Annotated in this window: 28 protein-coding genes; 10 read left to right on the forward strand and 18 right to left on the reverse strand. The window is 73.1% G+C overall.

The genetic code is table 11. The features are described from left to right. The 8 genes from CCN56_RS24865 to CCN56_RS24900 form a co-directional block, all read right to left on the reverse strand. Nucleotides 1-610 (reverse strand): alcohol dehydrogenase catalytic domain-containing protein (locus tag CCN56_RS24865; RefSeq protein ID WP_179199978.1); only part of this gene is annotated, 610 nt, incomplete at its 3' end. Between the two features lie 18 nt (nucleotides 611-628). Further along, entirely contained in the window at nucleotides 629-1,261 is a 633-nt protein-coding gene (locus CCN56_RS24870) for a lysoplasmalogenase (RefSeq protein WP_086830137.1), read from the reverse strand. Beyond that, the gene (locus CCN56_RS24875) at nucleotides 1,258-2,139 is read right to left on the reverse strand and encodes a sterol desaturase family protein (protein ID WP_086830139.1); all 882 of its coding nucleotides are present in this window, start codon (nucleotides 2,137-2,139) and stop codon (nucleotides 1,258-1,260) included. Before CCN56_RS24875 ends, CCN56_RS24870 begins: the two co-directional genes overlap by 4 nt. Before the next feature lie 103 nt (nucleotides 2,140-2,242). Beyond that, nucleotides 2,243-2,956: a VIT family protein gene (locus tag CCN56_RS24880; protein ID WP_086830141.1), complete on the reverse strand. Its 714-nt coding sequence runs from the start codon at nucleotides 2,954-2,956 to the stop codon at nucleotides 2,243-2,245. Nucleotides 2,957-2,980: 24 nt separating this feature from the next. Then, nucleotides 2,981-4,207 (reverse strand): amidohydrolase family protein, encoded by a 1,227-nt coding sequence (locus CCN56_RS24885; RefSeq protein WP_086830143.1) that lies wholly within the window; start codon nucleotides 4,205-4,207, stop codon nucleotides 2,981-2,983. Next, nucleotides 4,204-5,496: an amidohydrolase family protein gene (locus tag CCN56_RS24890; RefSeq protein WP_086830145.1), complete on the reverse strand. Its 1,293-nt coding sequence runs from the start codon at nucleotides 5,494-5,496 to the stop codon at nucleotides 4,204-4,206. Before CCN56_RS24890 ends, CCN56_RS24885 begins: the two co-directional genes overlap by 4 nt. 29 nt (nucleotides 5,497-5,525) lie before the next feature. Then, nucleotides 5,526-6,410, reverse strand: coding sequence for an SDR family NAD(P)-dependent oxidoreductase (locus tag CCN56_RS24895; RefSeq protein WP_086830147.1), 885 nt, complete (start codon nucleotides 6,408-6,410; stop codon nucleotides 5,526-5,528). Further along, nucleotides 6,410-7,207 carry an acetoacetate decarboxylase family protein gene (locus CCN56_RS24900; RefSeq protein WP_086830149.1) on the reverse strand — a complete coding sequence of 266 codons (798 nt, stop codon included), beginning with the start codon at nucleotides 7,205-7,207 and terminating at the stop codon, nucleotides 6,410-6,412. The genes CCN56_RS24895 and CCN56_RS24900 overlap by 1 nt, the downstream gene beginning before the upstream one ends. 96 nt (nucleotides 7,208-7,303) lie before the next feature. Between CCN56_RS24900 and CCN56_RS24905 the strand changes: the two genes are divergently transcribed. The 6 genes from CCN56_RS24905 (at nucleotide 7,304) to CCN56_RS24930 (ending at nucleotide 12,740) form a co-directional block, all read left to right on the forward strand. Next, the gene (locus CCN56_RS24905; RefSeq protein ID WP_086830151.1) at nucleotides 7,304-7,942 is read left to right on the forward strand and encodes a TetR/AcrR family transcriptional regulator; all 639 of its coding nucleotides are present in this window, start codon (nucleotides 7,304-7,306) and stop codon (nucleotides 7,940-7,942) included. A gap of 48 nt (nucleotides 7,943-7,990) precedes the next feature. Beyond that, nucleotides 7,991-8,965, forward strand: a complete 975-nt coding sequence (locus CCN56_RS24910; protein WP_086830153.1) for a DEDDh family exonuclease — start codon at nucleotides 7,991-7,993, stop codon at nucleotides 8,963-8,965. A 63-nt stretch (nucleotides 8,966-9,028) separates the two neighbouring features. Beyond that, on the forward strand, nucleotides 9,029-9,262 hold the full coding sequence (locus tag CCN56_RS24915) for a hypothetical protein (RefSeq protein WP_086830155.1): 234 nt from the start codon (nucleotides 9,029-9,031) through the stop codon (nucleotides 9,260-9,262). An 82-nt stretch (nucleotides 9,263-9,344) separates the two neighbouring features. After that, nucleotides 9,345-10,160, forward strand: coding sequence for an SURF1 family protein (locus CCN56_RS24920; protein ID WP_086830157.1), 816 nt, complete (start codon nucleotides 9,345-9,347; stop codon nucleotides 10,158-10,160). A 34-nt stretch (nucleotides 10,161-10,194) separates the two neighbouring features. Next, a complete protein-coding gene (locus CCN56_RS24925) occupies nucleotides 10,195-11,979 on the forward strand; it encodes a glycoside hydrolase family 15 protein (protein WP_086830159.1) in 1,785 nt (594 codons plus the stop codon). A 5-nt stretch (nucleotides 11,980-11,984) separates the two neighbouring features. Continuing rightward, nucleotides 11,985-12,740, forward strand: a complete 756-nt coding sequence (locus CCN56_RS24930) for an SDR family oxidoreductase (protein ID WP_086830162.1) — start codon at nucleotides 11,985-11,987, stop codon at nucleotides 12,738-12,740. Between the two features lie 3 nt (nucleotides 12,741-12,743). Here the strand turns inward: CCN56_RS24930 and amaP are convergent, their stop codons facing one another. Genes amaP through CCN56_RS24955 form a run of 5 tightly spaced genes read right to left on the reverse strand, consistent with a single transcriptional unit; the run spans nucleotide 12,744 to nucleotide 15,042 of the window. Further along, nucleotides 12,744-13,331 carry an alkaline shock response membrane anchor protein AmaP gene (gene amaP / locus CCN56_RS24935; RefSeq protein WP_086830164.1) on the reverse strand — a complete coding sequence of 196 codons (588 nt, stop codon included), beginning with the start codon at nucleotides 13,329-13,331 and terminating at the stop codon, nucleotides 12,744-12,746. Beyond that, nucleotides 13,328-13,951 (reverse strand): DUF6286 domain-containing protein, encoded by a 624-nt coding sequence (locus CCN56_RS24940; RefSeq protein WP_086830166.1) that lies wholly within the window; start codon nucleotides 13,949-13,951, stop codon nucleotides 13,328-13,330. The genes amaP and CCN56_RS24940 overlap by 4 nt, the downstream gene beginning before the upstream one ends. Beyond that, nucleotides 13,948-14,316, reverse strand: a complete 369-nt coding sequence (locus CCN56_RS24945; protein WP_362649736.1) for a hypothetical protein — start codon at nucleotides 14,314-14,316, stop codon at nucleotides 13,948-13,950. Before CCN56_RS24945 ends, CCN56_RS24940 begins: the two co-directional genes overlap by 4 nt. A gap of 6 nt (nucleotides 14,317-14,322) precedes the next feature. After that, on the reverse strand, nucleotides 14,323-14,514 hold the full coding sequence (locus tag CCN56_RS24950) for a hypothetical protein (RefSeq protein WP_086830168.1): 192 nt from the start codon (nucleotides 14,512-14,514) through the stop codon (nucleotides 14,323-14,325). 42 nt (nucleotides 14,515-14,556) lie between these two features. Continuing rightward, a complete protein-coding gene (locus CCN56_RS24955) occupies nucleotides 14,557-15,042 on the reverse strand; it encodes an Asp23/Gls24 family envelope stress response protein (protein WP_086830170.1) in 486 nt (161 codons plus the stop codon). Between the two features lie 93 nt (nucleotides 15,043-15,135). On the opposite strand from CCN56_RS24955, the gene CCN56_RS24960 reads away from it, so the two are divergent. Beyond that, nucleotides 15,136-15,816, forward strand: a complete 681-nt coding sequence (locus CCN56_RS24960) for a hypothetical protein (RefSeq protein ID WP_086830171.1) — start codon at nucleotides 15,136-15,138, stop codon at nucleotides 15,814-15,816. Between the two features lie 361 nt (nucleotides 15,817-16,177). On the opposite strand, the gene CCN56_RS24965 is transcribed toward CCN56_RS24960, so the two are convergent. The 3 genes from CCN56_RS24965 to CCN56_RS24975 form a co-directional block, all read right to left on the reverse strand. Beyond that, complete coding sequence (locus CCN56_RS24965) at nucleotides 16,178-16,978, reverse strand: enoyl-CoA hydratase/isomerase family protein (RefSeq protein WP_086830173.1); 801 nt, start codon at nucleotides 16,976-16,978, stop codon at nucleotides 16,178-16,180. Between the two features lie 133 nt (nucleotides 16,979-17,111). Then, a complete protein-coding gene (locus CCN56_RS24970; RefSeq protein ID WP_006123601.1) occupies nucleotides 17,112-17,333 on the reverse strand; it encodes a helix-turn-helix domain-containing protein in 222 nt (73 codons plus the stop codon). A 353-nt stretch (nucleotides 17,334-17,686) separates the two neighbouring features. Beyond that, nucleotides 17,687-19,285, reverse strand: coding sequence for an ABC-F family ATP-binding cassette domain-containing protein (locus tag CCN56_RS24975; protein ID WP_086830175.1), 1,599 nt, complete (start codon nucleotides 19,283-19,285; stop codon nucleotides 17,687-17,689). 268 nt (nucleotides 19,286-19,553) lie between these two features. On the opposite strand from CCN56_RS24975, the gene CCN56_RS24980 reads away from it, so the two are divergent. Further along, nucleotides 19,554-20,444 carry a neutral zinc metallopeptidase gene (locus tag CCN56_RS24980; protein WP_086830177.1) on the forward strand — a complete coding sequence of 297 codons (891 nt, stop codon included), beginning with the start codon at nucleotides 19,554-19,556 and terminating at the stop codon, nucleotides 20,442-20,444. Between the two features lie 58 nt (nucleotides 20,445-20,502). Continuing rightward, on the forward strand, nucleotides 20,503-20,904 hold the full coding sequence (locus CCN56_RS24985; protein ID WP_086830179.1) for a VOC family protein: 402 nt from the start codon (nucleotides 20,503-20,505) through the stop codon (nucleotides 20,902-20,904). Nucleotides 20,905-21,046: 142 nt separating this feature from the next. Here the strand turns inward: CCN56_RS24985 and CCN56_RS24990 are convergent, their stop codons facing one another. Together CCN56_RS24990 and CCN56_RS24995 are read right to left on the reverse strand one after the other, a co-directional pair. Continuing rightward, nucleotides 21,047-22,456, reverse strand: a complete 1,410-nt coding sequence (locus CCN56_RS24990; RefSeq protein WP_373412898.1) for a hypothetical protein — start codon at nucleotides 22,454-22,456, stop codon at nucleotides 21,047-21,049. Between the two features lie 54 nt (nucleotides 22,457-22,510). Further along, nucleotides 22,511-23,638, reverse strand: a complete 1,128-nt coding sequence (locus tag CCN56_RS24995; protein ID WP_086830182.1) for an alpha/beta hydrolase — start codon at nucleotides 23,636-23,638, stop codon at nucleotides 22,511-22,513. 364 nt (nucleotides 23,639-24,002) lie between these two features. Here CCN56_RS24995 and CCN56_RS25000 point away from each other — a divergent pair. After that, nucleotides 24,003-25,193: inorganic phosphate transporter (locus tag CCN56_RS25000; protein WP_086830184.1), on the forward strand; the 1,191-nt coding region annotated here is incomplete at its 3' end.

A 25,193-nucleotide genomic window follows, 5' to 3' on the forward strand; every position in this document is an offset into this window, starting at 1 on the left:
GCTCGGCGCCGAGCGCGATGATCCGCTCGGCGCCGAGCCGCTTGGCGGCCAGGACGCCGCAGAGGCCGACCGCTCCGTCGCCGACGACGGCGACCGTGGAGCCCTTCGTGACGCCCGCGCCGAGGGCCGCGTGGTGGCCCGTGCCCAGGACGTCGGAGAGGGCGAGCAGGGCGGTGAGGAGACGGTCGTCCCCGGCCGCCTCGGCGGGGAGCTTCACCAGGGTGCCGTCGGCGTACGGGACCCGGACGGCCTCGCCCTGGCCGCCGTCGGAGCCGACCGAGCCCCAGAAGCCGCCGCGCGGGCAGGAGGTCTGGAGGCCCTCGGCGCAGTACTCGCAGGTGCCGTCGGACCAGACGAAGGGGGCGACGACGAGGTCGCCGGCGGCGAAGCCGGTGACGTCGGAGCCGGCCGCCTCGACGATGCCGAGGAACTCGTGGCCGATGCGCTGGCCGGGCTGCCGGGCGGACTCGCCGCGGTAGGCCCACAGGTCGCTGCCGCAGATGCAGGCGCGCAGGACCCGCAGGACGACGTCCGTGGACTCCTGGATCACCGGGTCGGGCACGTCCTCCACGCGCATGTCGAACGGGGCGTGGATGGTGGTGGCGCGCATGAGGGGCGGTCCTTGCTGTCAGACGGTTGTACGACGTTCACCGTACATCGCGCGGAGCGTTCCCGTCGTCAGCAGGTACTGCGCCGCGATGTAGGTCAGCATGACCCAGAAGTCGGGCGCCGGCAGCTGGGGCCATTCGGCGACCCCGGTGGCGATGAGGGTGTCCGAGAGGAGGAACAGGGCTCCGCCCAGGCCGGCCAGGGGCCCGAGGGCGCTGGAGCGGTAGGCCATCGCGGTGAGCAGCAGGGAGTACCCGGCGACGGGGATCCGCAGGTCGGCGGGGAGGTCGGGCCAGAGGAGCGCGACGGTGGTGAGGAGCGCGGCCGCGTACAGGGCGCCGAGCGCCGGGGACGTACGCCTCCGTCCGAAGAGGACCAGGTAGCAGACGTGTCCGGCGGCGAAGGAGCCCATGCCGACGAGGAAGGCCCAGTCGGCGTCGGAGAGCAGGAAGACGTCGCCGCCCCAGCCGAGGAGGAGCGCGGCGGTGAGCGGTTTGGGGGCGCCGCGGGTGACGGCGTACGCGGCGAGCAGGGGCATCAGGAGCGGTTTGGCGATCTGGTGGCCGAGGTCGGCGCCGGCGAGCAGGGAGACGAGGTCGACGACCGCGGCGAGGAGGAAGGCACCGAACAGGGTTCGGGAGGGGGTGGTCACGCGGCGGGCTCCGGGGCGGTCTGGTCGTGGGGTGCGGTGGTACGGGCCTCCGGCTGCCAGCCGGGCCCTCGGAAGACCCGCCCGGCGCGCTCGCGCCAGCCGTGCGCGGCGCGCAGGTCGCGGGCGATGGCGGCGTACTCGTGGGTGGCGACGCGGAGCGGGTTGTAGGTCTCGATGTTCTTGGTGAGCCCGTAGACGGGCCGCTCGGTCTCGCCGACCCAGGAACCGAAGACCCGGTCCCAGACGATCAGGATGCCGCCGAAGTTCCGGTCCAGGTAGCCGCCCTGGGAGGCGTGGTGGACGCGGTGGTGCGAGGGGGTGTTGAGGACGTGCTCGAAGGGGCGGGGCAGCCTGTCGACGCGCTCGGTGTGGATCCAGAACTGGTAGACGAGGTTGACCGAGTAGCAGAAGGCGACGGCCGCCGGGTGGACGCCGAGGGCGATCATCGGCAGGTAGAACGGCCAGCCCGTGACCCCGGTCCACGGCTGGCGCAGGGCGGTGGAGAGGTTGAACTTCCGGCTGCTGTGGTGGACGACGTGGCAGGCCCAGAGGATGCGGATGACGTGGTGTCCGCGGTGCTGCCAGTAGTAGAGGAAGTCCTGCGCGAGCAGCATGAGCGGGACCGTCCACCAGAGGACGGGGACGCGGAGCGGGGTCAGCTCGTAGACGGCGGTGTAGATCGCGACCACGGGGATCTTCCACAGCGCGTCGAAGAAGAGGCTCCCCAGGCCCATGCCGATGCTGGTGGCGGCGTCCTTGGCCTCGTACCCGGCGGCGTCCTCGTCGGGGTGGACGCGGTGGCTGACCATCTCCAGGACGGTGAGCAGGACGAACGCCGGTATGGACCAGAGCACGACATCGGGCGGGTTGGGCGGCATGCCGTCGACGGTAGGGGTGGGAGCCGGGCTCGGCTAGACGTGATTACTTACAAGTAAGTAAGACCGTCTGTCAGCAAGCTTTGGCGGCTTCCCACAAGACGCCTCAGACCCCCGCCGCTCCCAGCAGGGAGCCCGCGCCGTAGGTGACGGCCATCGCGAGGGCGCCGCCCGCCGCGTTGCGGAGGATCGCCGGGCCCGGGGGGGCGGCGCCGAGGCGGGCGCTCCACCAGCCGGTGAGGGTGAGGGCGGCGAGGACGGAGAGGACCGTGACCCAGAGGCGGGCGGAGGCCGGCGGGAGGACGATCGCGAGGAGGGGGAGCAGGGCGCCGACGGTGAAGGCGAGGAAGCTGGCGCCGGCCGCGTGCCAGGGGTTGGTGAGGGCGTCGGGGTCGATGCCGAGCTCCACGCGCGCGTGAGCGCGCAGCGCGTCGCGGGCGGTGAGCTGTTCGGCGGCCTCGCGGGCCACCTGCGGGGAGAGGCCGCGGGCGGCCAGGAGGCCGGTCAGTTCCGCCAGTTCGGCTTCCGGGTCCTCGCGCAGTTCGCGTTTCTCCTGGGCCAGCGCCGCCTTCTCCGAGTCGCGCTGGGTGGAGACGGAGACGTACTCCCCCGCCGCCATCGACATCGAGCCGGCGAGCAGCCCCGCCAGGCCGGCCGTGAGCAGGGCGGCCTGTGACTCGGTGGCGCCGGCGACGCCGACGACGAGACCGGCGGTGGACACGACGCCGTCGTTGGCTCCGAGCACGGCGGCCCGGAGCCAGTTGAGACGGGAGCCGAGGTCACCGCCGGGAGCCTCGTCGTGTACGGGGGCTTCGGTCACCCCTGGAGGGTCGCACCCGGTGGGTCACCAGACCCGGACCGACCCGCCCTTCGCGAAGGCCGGGCTGGTGGCGCCCGCCGGGACCTCCTTCAGGGGCTCGGCGATCTCCTCGACGGTCGGGCCGTGGACGGCGGCGAGGCGGTCGAGGAGGGCGAGGTCGAAGCCGTAGACGCGGGCCGCGTTCCCGCCCACCATGGCGGCGACCTCCTCCCTCGGGAGTCCCGCGTAGGCGATGCGGAGGCCTTCGCGGGAGTACGGGGTGGTGCCCTCGTCGTGCGGGTAGTCGCTGCCCCACATGATCTTGTCGAGGCCGATCCGGTCGCGCAGCGGCACCTCGTGGGGGCGCATGAAGCTCGCGCCGACGAAGCAGTTGTCCCGCCAGACCTCGCCGGGGCCCTTGCCCATGGACTCCGCCAGACCCGCGCCGAACTTCGACTCCGCGGTCGAGGCCTTCGTCGAGGCCGCGACCAGGCGGTCGTGGTAGTAGTCCAGCATCTGGAGGACGCCGGGGATCCAGCCCGAGCCCTGCTCGGTCAGGACCAGTTTGAGCCCCGGGTGGCGCCGGAACGCGCCGCCGAAGATCAGGTGCCACAGGGCCCGGTGGGAGAACCAGGTGGTCTCCACCATGAACACCGCCCGGGCGGCCGGTTCGTCGCCGAGCGGCGGCGACGCGGAGCCGCCGTGGTGGTTGACCGGGACGTCGAGCTCGGCGCAGACGGCCCAGATCGGGTCGTACGCCTCGGAGTACAGCTCGGGGACGGGCGAGCCCGGCGGGACACCCGGCAGCAGGATGCCCCCGGTGAGTCCGGCCTCGCGGGCGCGGCGGATCTCCGCGACCGCCGCGTCCACGTCGTTGAGGAGGATCTGCGCCACGCCCGCCCTGCGTCCCGGGGCGTCCGCGCAGAAGTCGGCCAGCCAGCGGTTGTGCGCCTGGAGCCCGGCCCAGCGCCGCTCGTACTCGGCGCCGGTGGGCGGCTGGGCCATGAGCGAGGCCTTGGGGAAGAACGGCGGGATGGTGTTGGGGAAGACGACCTCGGCGACGATGCCGTCCGCCTCCAGCTCGCGCAGCCTGCGCTGCGAGTTCCAGTTGCGGTCGGCGGTGTCGGCGAGGAGGTCCTCGTACGGGTTGACGTAGGTGGCCGCCCAGGCGTCGAAGTCGTCGTGGTGCTTCTTCTCCAGGTACGGCTTGTAGTCGAGGAGGTCGGCGCCCGCGTGGCAGTCGGCGGAGACGACCGTGTAGCGGTCGGTCACGGGTTCACCCCCAGTACCGGGAAGTCGTGGTCGGTGAGCCAGTGCCGGCCGACCTCGCGCGAGCGGGCCCAGGAGGCCTCGACGGCGGCCTGGTCCGCGGGCTGGCCGAGGTCGGCGGGGGTGGGGCCGATGCGACGGGCTATCGGATCCAATATTTGGATATCGAATCCAAAGACCTCGGCGGCGGCGAGACCGAGCATCCGCCGGGTCTCCCCGACCGGGATGTCGTGGAACGTCTTCCGCAGCCACGCGCGCGTGTCGGGCCAGGTCCCCTCCGGGTGCGGGAAGTCCGAGCCCCACAGGATGTTGTCGACGCCGATCTCGTACCGCTGCGCGAGCTCGCGCCGCTTGGTGTTGGTGGCGCAGACGAAGACCTGCCGGTCCAGGTACTCGCTCGGCGGCCGCTTCAGCTCCGCGAACGGGGACAGCTTCTTGCCGCCGTGCGCGCCGAGGTAGAGCCGGTCCATGAACCAGAGCAGGTTCGGCAGCCACCAGCAGCCGGACTCGGCGACCCCGAACCGCAGGCCCGGGTGGCGCTCGAAGACGCCCGACCAGAGCAGGAACCACAGCGGCCTGGCCGGCCACCAGGTGACCTCGGAGACGTAGATCCCGAGGTGGTCGCCGTACTCCTCGCGCGGCGCCGCCCCGGAGTGGGTGACGACCGGCATGCCGGTCTCGGCGGCCGCCGCCCACACCGGGTCGTAACGCCGGTCGTGGTACGGGGCCTTGTCCACCCACATGGAGGGGATCATGAGCGCGCCGAGCCCGGACTCCTTGGCCCGGTGGATCTCGGCGACGACCTCGCGGACGTCGGCGGTGACGGGCAGGAGGGCGACCCCGCAGTGCCGGGCCGGGTTCGCGGAGACGAACTCGGCGAGCCAGCGGTTGTGCGCCCTCGCGCCCGCCATGCCGAGCTCCGGGTCCTGGTCGCCGGAGAGCCCGAGGCCGACGCCGAAGGGCGCGGCGGTCTGGCTGTCGACGGCGTCCGCGTCGGGGAAGACGACCTCGGCGGCCACCCCGTCGCCGTCGAGCTCCTTGATCCGCTGCGCGGGGTCCCAGCCGCCGCGCAGGCCTTCCTCGTTGTCGCTGAACCACTTGTTCGCGAAGGCCTCGTTGCGCACCCCGAGCCGGGTCATGGCCGCCCGGCGGGCCTCGCGCCCGGCGAGGAAGTCGTCGAAGTCCCGGTGGAAGCGGGGGTCGAGATAGGGCCGGTACTCCTCGGTGGGCAGTCCGGCGTGACAGTCGGAGGAGATGATCAGATACGGGTCATCATGGTGCTCGTTGCTCATGGCGAAAGCCCCTCGGTCGGCGAAGCCCCTCAGTCGAGGATGAAGTTCTCCAGGTACGACGGGTTGGCGCGGTCGAGCATGGACCGCGAGCGCGCCTTGATCTGGCGGTCGCTGTGCTCGCTCTCCGGCAGCATCCAGAAGCGGTCGGCGCGGATGCCGTCGACGACGTGCTCGGCGACCTCCTCCACCGGCGTGAAGGTCACCTCGTGGCCCGCCTCCTTCATCGCGGCCTCGTACTGGTCGAGGCTGCGGTACGGGCTCTTCCGCGGCCGCTGCTTGGCGTACCGCTCGGGCCGGTTGCGGTGCGACTCCCAGAGGCCGGTGCGGAGCATGTGCGGGCCCGGGAAGAGGACGGAGGCGCCCACGCGCGCGTGCTCGGCCTTCAGGTGCGCGTACAGCGACTCGGTCATGGTGACGACGGCCGCCTTGGTGACCGCGTACACGGAGGCGGTGGGCAGCGGGGCGATGCCGCCGTCGCCGGAGGAGGTGTTCACGACGTGGCCGGGTTCGCCGCCCGCGAGCATGCGCGGGACGAAGGCCTGGATGCCGTGGAAGACGCCCCAGACGTTGACGGAGAAGGCCCACTTCCAGTCGTTCGGCTCGTGCTCCCACATGCGGCCCTCGGCGCCGGAGCCGACGCCCGCGTTGTTGCAGAGGACGTGGACGGCGCCGAAGGTGTCGTACGCGGAGTCCGCGAACGCCCGTACCTCGTCGGGGTCGGAGACGTCGACCGTCCGGGCGAGGACCTGCGCCCCGCTCGCCATCAGCTCGTCGGCGGCCGCCTCCAGGGCGCCCCGCTCGACGTCCCCGAGGACGACGGCGAGGCCCTCGGCGGCGAAGCGGCGGGCCATCGCGAGGCCGATGCCGCTCGCCGCGCCCGTGACGACGGCGACCTGTCCCGCGCGCAGCTCCATCAGGCACTTCCTTCCGGGGGTCCGTCGAGGATCTGGAGCGGGTCGTCGTACCGCTGGTGGACGAAGGGCAGCAGGTCCCGGGCGGAGACGCGCTCGGCGACCGTGCCCTTCTGGTCGGTGGTCTTCTCGCCGATCGTGATCTCGACGAGCCGGCGGACGGGGAGGTCGGCGACCGGGTCGTACATGGACTCGCGCAGGACCACGTCGCCGGTGATCCGCTCCAGCTTCCGCACCTTCTCGTTGCGGACGCAGTGGACGAGGACGGGGTCGGCGTCGAAGCCGGTGCCCTCCACGCCCGGCAGGAACTTGAAGTAGAAGTCCGTCTTCTCGACGGGCTCCGGCGGCGGCAGGGTCTCGCAGACCGCGCCGCGCACCTCCACGAAGGCGATGCCGTGCCGGGCGAGGGCGGCGCGCACGACGAGCCCGTCGCGCTCGACGGTGACCTCGCCCAGCTTCTTCGGCTCGCCGAAGACCTCGCGCCCGCCGATCAGGGCCCGCTCGTGGGTCATCGGCATGACCAGCGGGTACCAGCCCTCGCGGTCGCCGTGGGCGGCGGCCACGGCGACCGAGCCGGCGCCGAGCGGATAGCCGGGCAGGTCGACCTTGCTGATGTTGGCGCGCACGAGGGGGCGCGCGGTGGGCTTCAGCGGGGGCGGCAGGACCGCCGCCACGACGTCCGGGTCGGTCTCCCAGACGGCGACCACACCGGTGGACCAGATGTCGGGGAGCTTGGCGGACCGCTCGCGGGCCGCTGCCGCCTCCGCGTCGCTGCGCGCCCCGTACCGTACTCGTGCCATGACGTACCACCCTTCGGGATCGTCGGCCTGTAACACAGTTACACGGCTGCCGACGAAGGGTAAAGAGGTCTGCACGCAGAGGAGTTGGGGGATTCGATGGCACGCTCCGCGCTGACCCGCGACGAGGTCCTGGACACCGCGGCCGCCCTGGTGAGGGAGCACGGCCCGGACGCGCTCACGATGCGCCGGCTCGCCGCCGAGCTCGGCACCGCGGTCACCTCGATCTACTGGCACGTCGGCAACCGCGAGTCGCTCCTCGACGCCCTCGTCGCCCGCACGGTCGCCGACCTGGGCACGATCCGCCCCCGGGGCGCGACCCCGGCCGAGCGGATCGTCTCGGTGGCCCGCGCGCTGCGCCGCGCCCTGCGCGAGCGCCCGCACCTGGTGGCGATGGTCCACGAGCGGGGTCTCACGGAACGCATGTTCCTGCCGGCCCAGCGGGCCCTGGTCCACGAGGCGCACGCGGCGGGGCTGCGCGGGGCGCAGGCCGCGCGGGCCGTCCGCGCCGTGCAGTTCCAGGTCGTCGGCTACGTCCTGGTGGAGCGCAACCGGGAGCGGGCCCCTGCCCAGTCCCCCGCCGAGGAGGAGCTGTGGCGCGGGGAGGACGCCGAGGCCGACGGGCCCCTCGCGCGCGCCCTGGCCGCGCCGATCGACACCGAGCGGCTCTTCGCCGACTCCGTACGGGCCCTGGTGGAGGGCCTGCTCGCGGGCGCCCGGAGTGAGATCCCGAAGTGAGATCGAAGACACCAGGGACGGGACTGTCGGTCTCGGGCCGTATTCTCAATGACCGTGCTTGACGACCGTACGACAGCAGCGATGTGGCCGGCCGCCTACCCGCAGGGGTACGCGGTGGTCGACGTGGAGACCACCGGACTCGCCCGCGACGACCGGATAGTGTCCGCTGCCGTCTACCGGCTGGACGCCCAGGGGAACGTCGAGGACCACTGGTACACGCTCGTCAACCCCGAGCGCGATCCAGGGCCGGTCTGGATCCACGGCCTGACCAGCGACGTCCTGGAGGGCGCGCCGCTCTTCCCGGAGATCGCGGCGGAATTCGCGGCGCGCCTCGACGGCCGGGTGCTCGTCGCGCACAACGCGATGTTCGACTGGCAGATGATCGCCCGGGAGTACGCGCGCGCGCAGTCCGCCGCGCCGGTGCGCCAGCGGCTGTGCACGATCGCGCTCGCCAAGGAGCTGTCGCTGCCGCTGCCCAACCACAAGCTGGAGTCGCTCGCCGCGCACTTCGGTGTCGTGCAGCAGCGCGCGCACAACGCGCTCGACGACGCGCGGGTGCTCGCCGAGGCCTTCCGGCCCAGCCTGCACGCGGCGGCCGAGCGGAACGTACGGCTGCCGCTCCTGGAGTGCCGGCCGCTGACCGAGTGGGCCTCGGCGCCCGCGCAGCCGCGGACCGGCGGGCAGTCCTCCTACCGGGCGGGCAGCTGGCGCCCCTCGCGGAAGCGCCCGCCGTGCCCGTACCCCAACCCCGGACGCTACGAGTCGGACAAACCGCTCAAGCAGGGCATGCGGGTGGCCTTCTCCGGCGACACCTCCGTCGACCGCGAGCTCCTGGAGGACCGCACCGTCGAGGCCGGCCTCCACGTCGCCACCAGCGTCTCCCGGCTGACCAGCCTCCTCGTCACCAACGACCCGGACGCCGCCACCTCCAAGACCCTCAAGGCCAGGTCCTTCGGCACCCCGGTCGTCGACGAGGCCGCCTACACCCAGCTGCTGCGGGACGTGAGCCCGGCAGACGGGTGACACCCCCGGCCCTGCGGGCGCGCCGAGCTGCGCGCGCCCGCCGGGCGCTCCACCCTGTGGCGCATGGCACGTTGTGAGGTCTGCGGAAACGATTACGGCATGTCCTTCGAGGTTCATGCACAGGGCGCGGTTCATGTCTTCGACTGCTTCGCCTGCGCCATCCACCGCATGGCGCCCATCTGCGAACACTGCCGGGTCCAGATCATCGGACAGGGCGTCGAGGTCGAGGGCAGCTGGTACTGCGGCGGCCACTGCGCCCGCGCCGAGGGAAAGGCGGGCATCGTCGACAGGGTGTGAGGAAACGATCCTGGGCGGGTGGCCGCGAACCACCCGAACCCCCCGTGCGTGCACCCCGTGAACCGAAAGGTACGGTCATGGGGTGTACCGCTTCCTGTTGTCCCGGCAGTGGGTGATCCTCACCCTCGTCGCCCTCGTCCTCGTCCCGACGATGATCGAGCTGGGCTTCTGGCAGTTCCACCGGCACGAACACCGGGTCGCCCAGAACGCCCTGATCGCGGACAACCTCAAGGCGAAGCCGCTCCCGGTCGAGGAGCTCACCTCCCCCGGTCACACCGTCCCGCGCGCCGACTACTGGCGCCAGGTCACCGCCACCGGCACCTTCGACACCGCCCACGAGGTGGTCGTCCGGCGCCGCACCTCCTCCGACGACCAGGTGGGCGTGCACGTCCTGACCCCGCTGGTCCTGCGCGACGGCAAGGTCGTCCTGGTCAACCGCGGCTGGATCCCGGCCGCCGCCGACCAGCACTCCTTCCCCCAGGTGCCGCCCGCCCCCAAGGGCGAGGTGACCGTCACCGGCCGGCTCCAGGCGGACGAGACGACGGGCGCCAGCGGCATCAAGGACCTGAAGGGCCTGCCGGACCGCCAGGTCATGCTCATCAACAGCCGGCAGCAGGCCGAGCTCATCGGCCGCGAGGTGCTCGGCGGCTACCTGGAGCAGACCGCGCCCGAGCCGGCCGGCGGCACCCCCGAGCTGATCCCCGAGCCGGACCACGACTCGATCGGCCCGCACATGGCGTACGCGGTGCAGTGGTGGCTCTTCGCCGCCGGGGTGCCCGTCGGCTGGGTGATCCTGGTGCGCCGGGAGAAGCGCGACCGCGAGGCGGGTACCACCTCCGACGCCTCCGGACCCCCGGAGCCGGACACGGCCGAGACGCAGGCCACCGCGTCCCTCTGATTGGCCGTCGCCGCTTCCGGGAACAGCCCAAAGCGTGACGCAACGTATCGACGACTACGCCCTCATCGGCGATCTCCAGACCGCCGCGCTCATCGGCCGCGACGGGTCGGTCGACTGGCTGTGTCTGCCCCGCTTCGACTCCGCCGCCTGCTTCGCCGCCCTCCTCGGCGACGAGAACAACGGCCACTGGACCCTCGCGCCCAAGGGCGCCACCACCTGCACCACCCGCCGCTACGCCGAGGACACCCTCGTCCTGGAGACCTACTGGGAGACCCGTACGGGCACCGTCAAGGTCGTCGACTTCATGCCGCAGCGGGACAGGGCCCCCGACCTGATGAGGATCGTGGAGGGGGTCAGCGGCAGCGTCGAGATGGCCTCCGTGCTGCGGCTCCGCTTCGACTACGGCTCGATCGTGCCCTGGGTGCGCAGGGCCGACGGCCACCGCGTCGCGATCGCCGGACCCGACTCGGTCTGGCTGCGCAGCGAGCCGCACGTGAAGACCTGGGGCCAGCAGTTCTCCACCCAGTCCGCCTTCACCGTCGCCGCCGGCGAGAAGGTGGCCTTCGTGCTGACCTGGCACCCCTCGCACGAGCCGCGCCCCGACCTCGTCGACCCCTTCGAGGCCCTGGAGCAGTGCCTCGCGGACTGGCGGGAGTGGACGGCCCGCTGCACCTACCGGGGCCCGTACCGGGCGACGGTGCTGCGCTCCCTGATCACCCTCAAGGCGCTCACGTACGCCCCCACCGGCGGGATCATGGCCGCCCCCACCACCTCCCTGCCGGAGGAACTCGGCGGCGTGCGGAACTGGGACTACCGTGCCTGCTGGCTGCGCGACTCCTCCCTCACCCTCGGCGCGCTGCTCGCCGCCGGATACGAGGAGGAGGCCTGCGCCTGGCGGGACTGGCTGCTGCGCTCGGTCGCGGGCGACCCCGCCGACCTGCAGATCATGTACGGCCCCGCCGGTGAGCGCCGGCTCCCGGAGACGAGCCTGCCGTGGCTGCGCGGCTACGCCGACTCGGCACCGGTGCGGACCGGGAACGCGGCGGTGGACCAGTTCCAGCTCGACGTGTACGGCGAGGTCATGGACTCCCTCCACCGCGCGCGTGAGGCCGGGATCCCGCCGGAGCGGCACGCCTGGAACCTCCAGCTGAGTCTCCTCGGCTTCCTGGAATCCACCTGGCGGGAGCCCGACGAGGGCCTGTGGGAGGTCCGCGGGCCCCGCCGCCACTTCACCCACTCGAAGGTGATGGCCTGGGTCGCCGCCGACCGCGCGGTCCGCACCCTGGAGGACGACCCCTCGCTGCCGGGGGACGCGGGGCGGTGGCGGACGATGCGGGACGAGATCCACGCCCAGGTGTGCGAGCGGGCGTACGACCCCGTGCGGAACACCTTCACCCAGGCGTACGGCTCGTCCGAGCTGGACGCCGCCACCCTCCTCATCCCGCAGGTCGGCTTCCTGCCGCCGGACGACCCCCGGGTGGTGGGGACCGTGGACGCCGTACGGGCGGAGCTGATGCACGGCGGGTTCCTGCGCCGGTACAGCCCCGACTCGACGGCCCTGGACGGGCTGCCGGGGCAGGAGGGGACCTTCCTGGTCTGCTCGTTCTGGCTGGCGGACGCGCTGCGGCTGACCGGCCGCGCGGAGGAGGCCCGCGAGCTCTTCGAGCGGCTCGTCTCGCTCACCAACGACGTGGGGCTCCTCGCGGAGGAGTACGACCCGGTGGCGCGGCGTCAGCTGGGGAACTTCCCGCAGGCGTTCAGCCACATCGGACTCGTCGGGACCGCCTTGGCGCTCGCCGCCGAGGAGACGGCAGGATAGGGCCCATGGATCTGGGACTGAAGGACCGTGTGTACGTGGTGACCGGTGCGACGCGGGGGCTCGGCCGTGCCTCCGCCGAGGCGCTGCTCGCGGAGGGCGCGAAGGTGCTGATCACCGGGCGCGAGGAGAAGACGGTCGCCGACGCGGTGGCCGAACTGGGCGAGGGTGCGGCCGGTGTCGCCGCCGACAACGCCGACCCGGGGACCCCGGCCCGGCTGATCGCCGAGGCGCGGGCCCGGTTCGGCGGCTTCGACGGCATCCTGATCAGCGTCGGCGGCCCGGCTCCCGGCTTCGCCGCGGACAACTCCGACGAGGAGTGGGCGGCCGCCTTCGACACGGTCTTCCTGGGGGCGGTGCGGCTGGCCCGCGCGGCCGCCGAGACGCTCACCGAGGGCGGGGTCATCGGCTTCGTCCTGTCCGGCTCCGTCCACGAGCCGATCCCCGGCCTGACCATCTCCAACGGGCTGCGCCCGGGTCTCGCCGGCTTCGCCAAGTCGCTCTCCAACGACCTCGGCCCGCGCGGGATCCGGGTCGTCGGCCTGCTGCCGAGCCGGATCGACACCGACCGGGTCCGCTCCCTGGACGCGCTCTCCGGCGACGCGGACGCGGCCCGCGCGGCGAACGAGCTCACGATCCCGCTGCGCCGCTACGGCACCCCGGAGGAGTTCGGGAACACGGCGGCCTTCCTGCTCTCGCCGGCCGCCTCGTACCTGACGGGCCTGATGCTGCCGGTGGACGGCGGGGCGCGCGCCGGATTCTGATGCTCAGGCGACCCTGCGGGCGCGGTGCTTCACCGCGCGCAGGCGCGCCTCGGCGGGCAGCTTCGGCAGGCCCGTCGACGTACGGGCGTGGGCGAGGGCCTCGGTGCTGAGGGCGGTCAGGGCGTCGCCCGGGGAGGCGTGCGGCTCCAGGAGGAGCCGGATCCGGGTCCTGGGAGCGGCCCGGCGGCCCGTGAGGGCGACCTTGGCCCGGGCCACGCCCTCCTGCGCGGCCGCCTCCGCCTCCAGGACGCTCTCCAGGGCCCGGCCGCGCAGCACCGCCGCCTCGCCGTCGCCGGTTTCCACGAGGACCTCGCGGAGCCGGGCCCGGCGGAACTGGGCGAGCAGCCACCACAGGGCGAGCAGGACGACGATCCCGAGGGCTGCGATGACGACCGGCCACCACCAGCCCTCGTCCCGCCAGCGCTGCCGCTGTGCGGTGGTGAGCAGCACGTCGTCGGGGCCGGACCAGGGCCACCAGGACGGTACGGAGAGGTCGAGGGCTGCCGCGAGGACGGCACCGCCGCCGAGGACGAGGAGCAGCCCGGCGAGCCCGAGCAGGACGCGGTTGACGCGCCGGAGGACCACGGTCACTTGCGCTTCCCTTCCTTCCGGGTCGGCCGGGCCACCCGTACCCTCATCGCGGGCGGACGGGCGAGGCCGAGCTCGGCGACGGCGCCGGCGAGCACCGTCTCCACATCGGCCCGCACCTCGTCGAGGGCCCGGAAGTGGGACACCGCCCGGACGGCGACCTTGGCGCGGCCCACGCGCACGCGTACGGACTGCACCCCGGAGACCTCCATGACGCGGTCCCGCAGGGTGAGGGCGGCGGCCTCGCGGTCGAGGCCGGCCCGGACGTCGGTGTGTTCGCGGCGCATCGGGAGGACGGCGCGCAGCCCGGGAGTGACGGCCAGGACGAGGAGCCAGATGCCGAGCACGACGGCGACGGCCGCGCCGGCGACGATGACCACGTCGTCGAGCGGCCGGGTCGCGAGGGCGTGTGCGAGCTCGCGCCGCCAGGCCATCGCGGACCGGTCGGCCCGTACCGCCGCGACGTCGTAGAGGAGCAGCCCGGCGCCGCCGAGGACGACGGCCGCGAGCAGGGCGGCGGGGATGCGGCGGACGGACCAGAAGCGGCGGACGTGTGGCACGTGCGCGGCCGGTGCATCGGTGCCGGGGCCCGCTGCGGGGGTCGGTTCCGGGGTGGTGGTCATGCGAGACGGCCCCTCGGCGTGGCGTGGCGGGTGTGCGCGGAGTGGAGGTGCTCGACGTGGACGGTCACCTCGTGGACCTCAAGGCCGACGAGCTCCTCCACGCGCGTGCGTACCCGGTTCCGGACGGCGCCGCACTGGCGGCCCACGTCGGAGGGGTAGTCGAGGTCGAGGCTCACCGAGACGCGGGCGATCTCCCGGTGGACGACGACCGAGGCGTGCGGCTTCGACCCCCCTGCGGGGAGGGCGTCGAGGCCCTCCCTGGCCGCCTGCGCGGCGATCTTCGCGACGACCCGGTCGGCGATCGTGGTCGCCCCCCGGTCCCGCACCCCGTCCCGTGCCGGGTCGTCCGCCAGATCCGTCACCACCCCGGGTCACCGCCGCCGGTCGCCGCGTTCGCGGCCCCGGAACAGATCGCCGGGTTCCAGGTCCCCTTCGAGGAACCGACCGGCCACGAAGCCGATCGCCCCGAGGGCCGCGACCAGTACAAACGCTCCGAAGCCGCCGAAGTATCCGGCGAAGCCGAGAGCCATGCCGGCCAACAGGCCGACCACCGCCATGCTCATTCCGAGCCCCTTTCCTGGCCGCTGTCGCCGGGGTTCCGACGACTACTGGAGCCTGGGCTCCGGTTCCTCTTCCTCGTCCTCGGGCAGCTTCACGTCGCTGACCGCGATGTTGACCTCGACGACCTCCAGGCCGGTCATCCGCTCCACGGCGGCAATGACGTTCTCCCGGACGTCTCCGGCGACGTCGGCGATGGAGACGCCGTAGTCGACGACGATCTCCAGGTCGAGCGCGGTCTGCACCTCGCCGACCTCGGCCTTGACCCCTCGGGTGACGCTCGCCTTGCCGCCCCCCGTGCCGGGGACCCGGTCGCGGACGGCGCCGAAGGTGCGGGAGAGACCGCTGCCCATGGCGTGGACGCCGACGACGTCGCGCGCGGCGAGGCCGGCGATCTTCTCTACGACACCGTCGGCGATCGTCGTCCTGCCCCGGGAGGCCGGTGCGCCGCCGCCCCGCTTGGTCACGGACGTACGGCGTTGTTCGCGCGGGTCGTCCGCCGCGGGGTCGGCGGAGTGGGTGGTGTCCGTCATCGGATTCAGCCCCTTCTGTGATGTTTCGGGGTTCCTCGACCACACTAAGTGCGCTTGCCCCGATTCGCTCTGGGGATGCGGCAGGCTGGGGGAATGACGACGGCTGAGAGTTGGACGGCTGCGGTACGGGACCGCCTCGCATTGGGCAGGCTGCTGCCGCTCGGGGCGGCCGAGGACGGCGCGTGGATCACCGAGCGCGCGGCGCGGAGTTTTCTCGATCCGGCGGCTTCGGCCGTACGGGGGGTGGTCCCGGGCGGCCTCCGGATCGGACCCGACCCGGACGGCGAGGAGACGGGGGCGGAGCCCCTTCCGGTGCCGCCGGGCGGGCTCGGGCCGGGGGCGCTGCGGATCTCCGCGGACTTCGGGGCGGTGGCGGGCCGTTCGCTGCCGGAGCTGGCCGAGGAGCTGCGGGCGGCCCTGCTCGGGGCGGCGCGCGACGGTCTCGGGCTGCGGGTGACGGCGGTGGACCTGCGGGTGACGGAGCTGCTCGACGCGGAGCCGCCGGCGGCGGAGCCGACCGCTCCCCCGCCGGGACGGCCCGCTCCGGCGACGGACGATCCGGTGGCCCTGGCGGTCCTGCGGGTCGAGGGCGTGGCGGGCGTGACGGACACGTGGGGGCCACCGGTACTCCGGGGCCAGGACCAGGTGCGGGTGGAGCTGGCCGTGACGGCCGGCCACCGTCCACTGGACGTGGCCCGCGCGGCCCGGAACGCCGCGACCGCGGCCGCCGCCGGGGCGACCGCGGTCACGGTACTGGTGTCGGAACTGCGCTGAACGCGGGCGGGCCGACCACGGACGGGCGCAGTCAGGCTGCGGCCACAGCCGGGCACGAACGCGGGCACGGCCAGGCGCGGGCGCGGCCAGCCGCAGACGCGGCCGGGCACGGACATAGCCGGGCACAAACGCGGGCACAGCGGAGCCCGGGCGCAGGCTCAGCCGGACGCAGCCGGCCGTAGGTACAGCCGAGCCCGGGCGCAGCCAGGCACGGGCGCAGCCAGCCGCAGGTGCGGGCTCGGTCGGGCGTGGCCGACGTGCGGGGCGGTCCGGTGCGCACGGCAGGCGGGCACCCCGGCCGAGCCGTACGCGCCAGCCGGGCGGGCGCGTCAGTCGGACACCCGCACCGGCCGGGCGCGTCTCAGTCGCCGAGGCCCGCCAGGTCGCGCAGGCGGCGGGCCTGGGCGGCGCGTTCGGCGGTGCGCTGCTCCTCGTAGGAGCGGCCGGAGACGCCCTGGAGCAGCGCCTTGGTCTCGTTGACCGCGTCGCGGGGCGCCGCGAGCAGGGCGGCGCTGAGGTCCCGTACCGCCGCGTCGAGCTCGTCGGCGGGCACGGACAGGTTGGCGAGACCGATGCGCTCGGCCTCCTCCGCGTGCACGAAGCGGCCGGTGACGCAGATCTCGAGCGCGCGGGCGTAGCCGACGAGCGAGACGAGCGGGTGCGTCCCGGTCAGGTCCGGGACGAGGCCCAGGCTGGTCTCGCGCATGGCGAACTGCACGTCCTCGGCGACGACCCGCAGGTCGCAGGCGAGGGCGAGCTGGAAGCCCGCACCGATGGCGTGGCCCTGGACGGCCGCGATCGACACGAGGTCGCTGCGGCGCCACCAGGTGAACGCCTCCTGGTACTCGGCGATGACCGCGTCGAGGTCCTCGTCGGACCCGCGCGCCATCTCCAGGAAGGACGGCTCGCCGTCGAAGCCCTCGGGCGTGAACGCCTGCCGGTCGAGTCCGGCGGAGAAGGACTTGCCCTCGCCGCGCAGAACGACGACCCGCACGCTGCCGGGCAACGACCGGCCGGCTTCCGTCAACGCCCGCCACAGAGCGGGAGACTGGGCGTTGCGCTTCGCCGGGTTGGTCAGGGTCACCGTGGCAACGGCGTCCTCGACGGTGAGCCGTACACCGTCCTTGTCGAATACGAGCTCAGAGTCGTCGAGCGTAGTCATGGGGGCGCCTCCGGTTCCGGTGCAGCACTGCATTCGAGATGCTAAGTGACTGCACAGTAACCACCTGGCCGACCGCAGGGCCGACCGGGTGCCCACCGGGAGGTCCCGGTGGACCGGTCGAGCCGCCCCGATGTCAGGCCGAGGCCGCCTTCTTGCCCCGTGTCGCTCCGCCGCGTCCACGCAGCGTGACTCCGGACTCGCTCAGCATCCGGTGGACGAACCCGTAGGAGCGGCCGGTTTCCTCGGCCAGCGCCCGGATGCTCGCACCGGAGTCGTACTTCTTCTTCAGGTCTGCCGCGAGCTTGTCGCGCGCGGCGCCGGTCACCCGGCTGCCCTTCTTCAGAGTCTCGGCCACCCGTGCCTCCTCATGGGAAGTGCGCTCTGGACTTCTCATGATCACCCCTCTTGTCCGTCCTGGCCACCCATTCGACAAGGTCCGTGCCGCCGGGTTTGTGGACGAGTACGCCGTCGTCACGAACGGAAGCAGATATTCCGCAGAGTCGAAAACGTGACTGCGGACCGACCGGCACGGGAAGTGCCAGGTCAGCGCGGTAGGAGGAACACACGTACGGCGCGGGTCTGCCGGAAGGATTCGGCAGAGCACCGCGCCGGGTGTACGAGAGACCCTCACTCAGATGAAGGATCACGCATGAGCCGAATGATCCAGCCCGGGATGATCACCCAAGGGCCCCGAGGCCCTTTCCGGGGTCAGGCGAGGGCCACCAGGTCCGCGTAGTCCGCGCCCCACAGGTCCTCGACGCCGTCCGGGAGCAGGATGATCCGCTCCGGGTCGAGCGCCTCCACGGCGCCCTCGTCGTGGGTGACGAGGACGACGGCGCCCTTGTACGTGCGCAGCGCGCCGAGGATCTCCTCGCGGCTGGCCGGGTCCAGGTTGTTGGTCGGCTCGTCGAGGAGCAGCACGTTCGCCGAGGAGACGACGAGGGTCGCGAGCGCGAGCCGGGTCTTCTCGCCGCCGGAGAGCACGCCGGCCGGCTTGTCGACGTCGTCGCCGGAGAAGAGGAAGGAGCCGAGCGTCTTGCGGACGTCGACGAGGTCGAGGTCGGGCGCGGCCGAGCGCATGTTCTCCAGGACGGTCCGCTCGGGGTCGAGCGTCTCGTGCTCCTGGGCGTAGTAGCCGAGCTTCAGGCCGTGGCCCGGGGTGACCTCGCCGGTGTCGGGCTTCTCGACGCCGCCGAGGAGGCGCAGCAGGGTCGTCTTGCCCGCGCCGTTGAGGCCGAGGATGACGACGCGCGAGCCCTTGTCGATCGCGAGGCTGACGTCGGTGAAGATCTCCAGCGAACCGTAGGACTTCGAGAGCCCCTCGGCCGTCAAGGGGGTCTTACCGCAGGGCGCCGGCTCGGGGAAGCGGAGCTTGGCGACCTTGTCGGAGGCTCGGACGGCCTCCAGGCCGGAGAGCAGGCGCTCGGCGCGCTTGGCCATGTTCTGCGCGGCGACGGTCTTGGTGGCCTTGGCGCGCATCTTGTCGGCCTGCGAGTTGAGCGCGGCGGCCTTCTTCTCGGCGTTCTGGCGCTCGCGCTTGCGCCGCTTCTCGTCGGCCTCGCGCTGCTGCTGGTAGAGCTTCCAGCCCATGTTGTAGACGTCGATCGTGGAGCGGTTGGCGTCCAGGTAGAAGACCTTGTTCACGACGGTCTCGACGAGGTCGACGTCGTGGGAGATGACGATGAAGCCGCCGCGGTAGGTCTTCAGGTAGTCGCGCAGCCAGACGATGGAGTCGGCGTCGAGGTGGTTCGTGGGCTCGTCGAGGAGCAGGGTGTCGGCGTCGGAGAAGAGGATCCGGGCGAGCTCGACGCGGCGGCGCTGACCGCCGGAGAGGGTGTGCAGCGGCTGGCCCATGACCCGGTCGGGCAGGCCGAGGGCGGCGGCGATGGTGGAGGCCTCGGCCTCGGCCGCGTACCCGCCCTTGGTCAGGAACTCGGTCTCCTGGCGCTCGTACTGCCGCATCGCCTTGTCGCGGGTGGCGCCGGTGCCGTTGGCGATGCGCTCCTCGTTCATCCGCATCTTCTTGATGAGGGTGTCGAGGCCGCGGGCGGAGAGGACGCGGTCGCGGGCCAGGACGTCGAGGTCGCCGGTGCGCGGGTCCTGCGGGAGGTAGCCGACCTCGCCGGAGCGGGCGATGGTGCCGGCGGCGGGCTGGCCCTCGCCGGCGAGGCACTTGGTGAGGGTGGTCTTGCCCGCTCCGTTGCGGCCGACGAGGCCGATGCGGTCGCCCTTGGCGACGCGGAAGGAAGCGGACTCGATGAGGATTCGGGCGCCGGCGCGCAGCTCGATGCCGGAAGCGGTGATCACGGACAGACTCCAGGGCGGTGGGAAACGGCGGAAGGACGGCTGGTGGCGGGCTTCGACGCCGCTAATGCACCCAAAGGAGAATGGCCATGCGGCCAGTCTAACGGGCACCTGCAACTGGTTTTCGGCCATGCGGGGGACGAGGGCACTTTCAGATGTTTCTCATATTCGCGCCATTGCCCCCCAAAAGGGGCGACAGGCGCGAGATCACCTGATACTCGGCGCAGGGCGGCGGCCACCGCCGCGACGGCGACGCGGAGGGTGGTGGACCGTGCAGTTCGACGACGACGCCGACCTGGACACCTCGGAGGTGCGGGACGTCCGGAACAGCCGCGTCCCGGGCGGCAGGGCGACCGTCGGCGGCGGCATCATCGGTCTCGTCGCACTGATCCTCGGCGTGCTCTTCGGGGTGGGCCCCGACCAACTCGGGCTCTCCTCCGGCGGGGACGAGCCGGCCGCGAGCTCCTCGTCCGCGGCCCAGGTGAACCAGAGCTGCAAGAAGGGCTCGGACGCCAACACGCGCCAGGACTGCCGGATCGTCGCCGTCGTCAACAGCGTCCAGGACTACTGGCGGAGCGAGTACCCGCGCCGGGGCGGCACCTACGGGAGCGCCGCCACCGTGATGTTCAGCCGGCAGGTCGGCACCGCGTGCGGCTCGGCGAGCTCGGCCGTCGGGCCCTTCTACTGTCCCGGGGACCGGCAGGTCTATCTGGACCTGGGCTTCTTCGACGAGCTGCGGACCAAGTTCGGGTCGACCGGCGGGCCCTTCGCCCAGGCGTACGTGGTGGCGCACGAGTACGGCCACCACATCCAGAACCTGATGGGGACCCTGAGCCGCGCCCAGGACGGGCGGACCGGCGCGAACTCCAACGCCGTGCGGGTCGAGCTCCAGGCCGACTGCTACGCCGGGGTCTGGGCGCGGCACGCGACGACCACCCCCGACGAGAAGACGGGCCGGCCGCTGCTGACCCGGCTCACCGACGAGGACATCCGGGACGGCCTGGACGCGGCGGCGGCCGTGGGCGACGACCGGATCCAGGAGCGGTTCCAGGGGCGGGTGACGCCGGAGAACTGGACGCACGGTTCGGCGGCGCAGCGGCAGCAGTGGTTCTACGAGGGCTACCGGAGCGGCGACATGGCCCGGTGCAACACCTTCCGCTGAGTTGTCGGTGGCGACTGCCAGACTGAGATCCAGGTCACATCGAGAGGGAGTGATCGGGATGGCTGGGACACCCGACATCTGTCCGGCGCTGCGGTACGCGGACGCGAAGGCTGCGATCAAACAGCTCACGGAGGGCTTCGGCTTCACCGAACACGCCGTGTACGAGGGCGAGGACGGCCGGGTGATGCACGCGGAGCTGAAGTGCGGGAACGGGATGGTGATGCTGGGCAGCAAGGGCAGCGGCACCTCGTTCGACAAGCTCATGGCCGACGGCGGACCGACCGCGGTGTACGTGCGCGTGGACGACGTCGACGAGCACCACGCCCGGGCGACGGAGCACGGCATCGAGATCGTGATGCCGCCGACGGACCAGGAGTACGGCTCCCGGGACTACACGGCCCGGGACGCCGAGGGCAACGTGTGGAGCTTCGGCACGTACGCCCCCGGCGGCGCGGGGTAGGACGGGCTCGGACGACTCGGCGCCCCCGGCGCCGCCCGGCAGGCCCGGGACCCGGCGGCTCCGGCGCCCCGCCGCCCCCGGTGGGGCCGGACCCGGCGGGATCGGGTTCCCGGTGTCGCCGGGGCCGGCCTGGCCGGCGGGGTCAGGCTCCGCCCGTGTGGACCTGGAAGGCGGCCCGGCGGACCGCCTTGGCCAGGGCCGGGTCCGGGTGGGCGGCGGCCAGGGCGACCAGGACCTGGACGGTACGGGGGTGGCCGACGGCGCGGACCTCGTCGAGCAGCGCCGGGACGGTGCCCTGCACGGCGGAGTCGAGGTGGCGGACGAGCAGTTCGCTCTCGCCGTGGTCGGCGACGGCCGCCGCGGTGTCGACCCAGAGCCAGGTCGACTCCTCACGGGTCAGCACCTCCTGGGCGTCGTCGGGGTCGGCCCCCTCGTACTCGGCGATCCAGAGCAGCGCGTACGGGCGCAGCGAGGGCTCGGCGACGGTGGCCCGCACCTCGGCCTCGGCGGGCGCGCCGACGACGCGGAGCGCCTCGAAGGCGAGCCCGCGCAGGAGGGCGTCCTCGCCGCGGGCGACGGCGAGGAGTTCGCTCACGGCGCTGGACAGGGTCCGGGCCGCGAGCCAGGCGCGGTACTCGTCGCGGGCCGGGCCCGGGGTGAGCCGGGCGCAGCCGCGGAGCATGTCCTCGGCGGACTGCTCGATGTTGCCCGCGGGGCTCTGCGCGGCGACGCAGATCTGCTCCAGCTTGACCCAGACCGCCCAGTTGCCGAGCGGGGTCAGGGTGGCGTGGCGCTCGCCGGTGCCGGCGTCCAGGGTGAGCGCGCCGACGGCGGCCAGGCCCTCCAGGGCCCAGTCGAGGAGGGCGGGGAGCCCGTCACCGGCGGGGGCGTCCGCGGACTCGGGCGTCTGCTCGGTCGCGGGGACCTCGCAGCGCTCCTCGCGGAGTTCCTCGACGCGCTGGCCGAGGAGGTCGAGGAGGGCGGGGACGAGGACGGGGCCCTGGGAGAGCTGGAGCAGCGAGAGGACCTGCGGGACGGCCTCGACGACCTCGGCGACGGCGCTCGGGGCGACCCCCTCGGGGGCCGGGTGCACCAGGGACCAGGCGTCGAAGAGGGCGACCCAGCCGCGCAGGACGGCGGAGTCGTCGCGGTCCCAGGCGTGCAGACGCCAGCCGGGGCGGGCGGTGTCGCCGTGCAGTTCGACGAGTCCGGCGAGCCGGGCGCGGTCCCAGCCGGCCCGGATCTGGCCGGGCGTCAGGTCCAGTGCGGCCGCGGCCCGTTCCTGGGCGGGTCCGGCTCCGGGGCCGGTACGGGGTGCGATGTCGGCGCCGTGCTCGACGGCGGCCCAGCGGGCGATCCGTACGGCATCGGCGAGGACGTGCCGGGCCTGGCGGGCGAGCTCCGCGCGGGGCGGAGTCCCCTCGGGCGGCCGCGGCGCCGGCCGGGTGCGCCGGGTCGTCACGGCCCGTCGGGCGGTGGCCAGCGCCCGCGGGCGGACGAGTCGGAGTCTGGAGTTGCGCGCCAATGGTTCATCGGGCTTTCGAGACGTCACGGGGGCAGTCTTCCCGCTGACGGCCCGAAAGCCCAATCGGAATCGGAAGTGCCGTCAGAGCAGCGGGGTGAGGAAGCGGCGCAGGGACTCCTCGTAGCGGTTCGGGTCGGCGTTCCACATGGAGGCGTGCGGGGCGTGCCGCACGGTCTGCAGGCTGACCCGACCGGGGCGGCGGGCGGCGAGTTCGACGGAGGGTTCCCAGGGGGCGATCGTGTCGTCGGGGCCGTGGAAGAGGAGGACGGGGACACGCAGGGCGTCCGGCTCCGAGGCCTCCCGGAGGAGGTCGCCGTGCGGTCCCGTCCTGCCCTGGGCGGCGCGGACGGCGAGCGGGAGCAGGGGGCCGGGGACGTGGTGGGCCGCCGCGAGGTTGCGGAGGGTGGCCTCCCAGTCGAGGACCGGGGAGTCGAGGACGAGGCCGCTGATCCGGTCGCGCACGCCCGACTCGGCGGCGGCGCGCAGGGCCATCGTGGCGCCGGTCCCCCAGCCGTGCAGGACGACCTTCCGCGCGCCCCGGCGGACGGCGTAGCGGATGGCGGCGTCGACGTCCCGCCACTCGGAGTCGCCGAGGTGGGCGAGGCCGTCCGGGGAGGCGGGCGCGCCTTCGTCGCCCCGGTAGGCGAGGACGAGGACGGGGATCTTGCGGCGGTTGTAGAAGGGGACGAGGTTCAGCGGGTGCTCGCGGGTGGTGCCGAGGCCGTGCAGGGCGATCACCCAGGTGGTGCGGGGGGCGGTGACGAGCCAGGCGGGCAGCGGGCCGAGTTCGCCGGGGATCTCGACGTCCTCGTGGGCGAGCCCGAGGGCGCTGGTCGGGGTGCCCCGGTGCAGCTGGGGGGTGAGCCGGACGCGGGCGCCGGGCCCGGGGGCGCCGAGCTCGACCCGTTCCAGGCGGCGGACGACGGTGTCGGCGGTGTGCGGGAACCGGTCGAGGACGGGGCCGAGGACGGCGTGCAGGCCGGGGCCCTCCATCCCGTACGTGCCGGGGCGCAGTGAGGCGAGGCTGCGGGTGAGGGTGATCCGCTCGGGGTCCGTGGCGTGCACGGTGAGTCCCGGGTCTCCGGGCAGTGGTCGTCCGGACGGCGCCTTGAGGGCGACGTCGCTGGCGTACCGGCCGACCGCCACCGCGGCCGCGCCGACACCGATCAGGGTGGTGACGGCCGCTGCCGTCGCTGTAGCCGGGCGCACCTCCCCAGTGTCGGCAGGACGGGGTGGGGCTGCCACCGGACGGACCCGGCAGGGGGGAAGCGGAAGGGTCGCCCCGGGGAGTGACATGGGTCTCCTCCGCGGGGTCCCCCGGTCGGATGGCCATGTCCAGGGAGCGGAACGGGACGCCGGGGGAGGAAGCGGGACAGGTCGTATGTGCCCCGGGAGGACTGGGATGCCCGTGGTTCCGGGGTGACCGCATCGTGGACACCGGGCACCCCCGGGCGATAAGCGGAACCTCTTGACACCGGTTAGGGACACCACGTCGCCCGGCCCAGTTCATCTTCCGTTCACTCAGGTTGCCTACGTTCAACGAAACACTGACGTCGAACGATTGCCTGGGTAAATGGAACACATCACGCTGCTGCTCGCCATTGTGGTCGTGACAGCTCTCGTGTTCGATTTCACGAACGGTTTCCACGACACCGCGAACGCGATGGCCACGACCATCTCGACCGGTGCCCTCAAGCCGAAGACGGCGGTGGTCATGTCCGCCGTGCTGAACCTCGTCGGCGCGTTCCTGTCCGTGGAGGTCGCCAAGACGATCTCCAAGGGACTGGTCAACGAGGACGGCATCCAGCCCGAAGTGATCCTCGCCGCGCTCGTCGGCGCGATCCTCTGGAATCTGGTGACCTGGCTGGTCGGACTGCCCTCCAGCTCCTCCCACGCCCTGATGGGCGGCCTCATCGGTGCGACCGTCGCCTCGATCGGCGTCAGCGGCGTCAACGGCGAGGTCGTCGTCTCCAAGGTCCTCATCCCGGCCGTCGCCGCGCCGATCGTCGCCGGAATCGCCGCGACGCTGGCCACGAAGCTGACGTACAAGATCGGCGCCAAGACCTCCGAGAAGGACACGGCCAAGGGCTACCGCGTCGGCCAGATCGCCTCCGCCGGTCTCGTCTCCCTCGCCCACGGCACCAACGACGCCCAGAAGACGATGGGCATCATCACCCTGGCCCTGGTCGCCGGCGGCACCCTCGCCCCCGGCTCCAACCCGCCCGTCTGGGTCATCGTCTCCGCCGGTACGGCGATCGCGCTCGGCACGGCCCTCGGCGGCTGGCGCATCATCCGCACCATGGGCAAGGGCCTCACCGACCTCCAGCCGCAGCAGGGCTTCGCCGCCCAGACCAGCGCGGCCACGGTCATCCTGGCCTCCTCCCACCTGGGCTTCTCCCTCTCCACCACGCACTCCGTCTCCGGCGCCGTCATGGGTGCGGGTCTGGGCCGCAAGGGCGGTGTCGTCCGCTGGTCGACCGCCACCCGCATGTTCGTCGCCTGGGGCCTGACCCTGCCGGCCGCCGGCCTGGTCGGCGCGGGTGCCGAGTACGTCGCCCGCCAGGGCGACTGGGGCGTCTACGTCGTCGCGGCCTTCCTCGCCGCCTCCTGCGTCGGCATCTGGCTCGTCTCCCGCCGCCAGCCGGTCGACCACACCAACGTCAACGAGGTCGAGACCGGCACCGAGCCGGACGGCGTCGTGACCACCGCGATGGCCGCCGTCACCCCGCCGCCGGCCGGTTCCGTCGCCGCCGTCGCGGACGAG

Source organism: Streptomyces sp. NRRL B-24572 (assembly GCF_002156145.1).
GTDB classification, from domain to species: Bacteria; Actinomycetota; Actinomycetes; order Streptomycetales; family Streptomycetaceae; genus Streptomyces; species Streptomyces vietnamensis.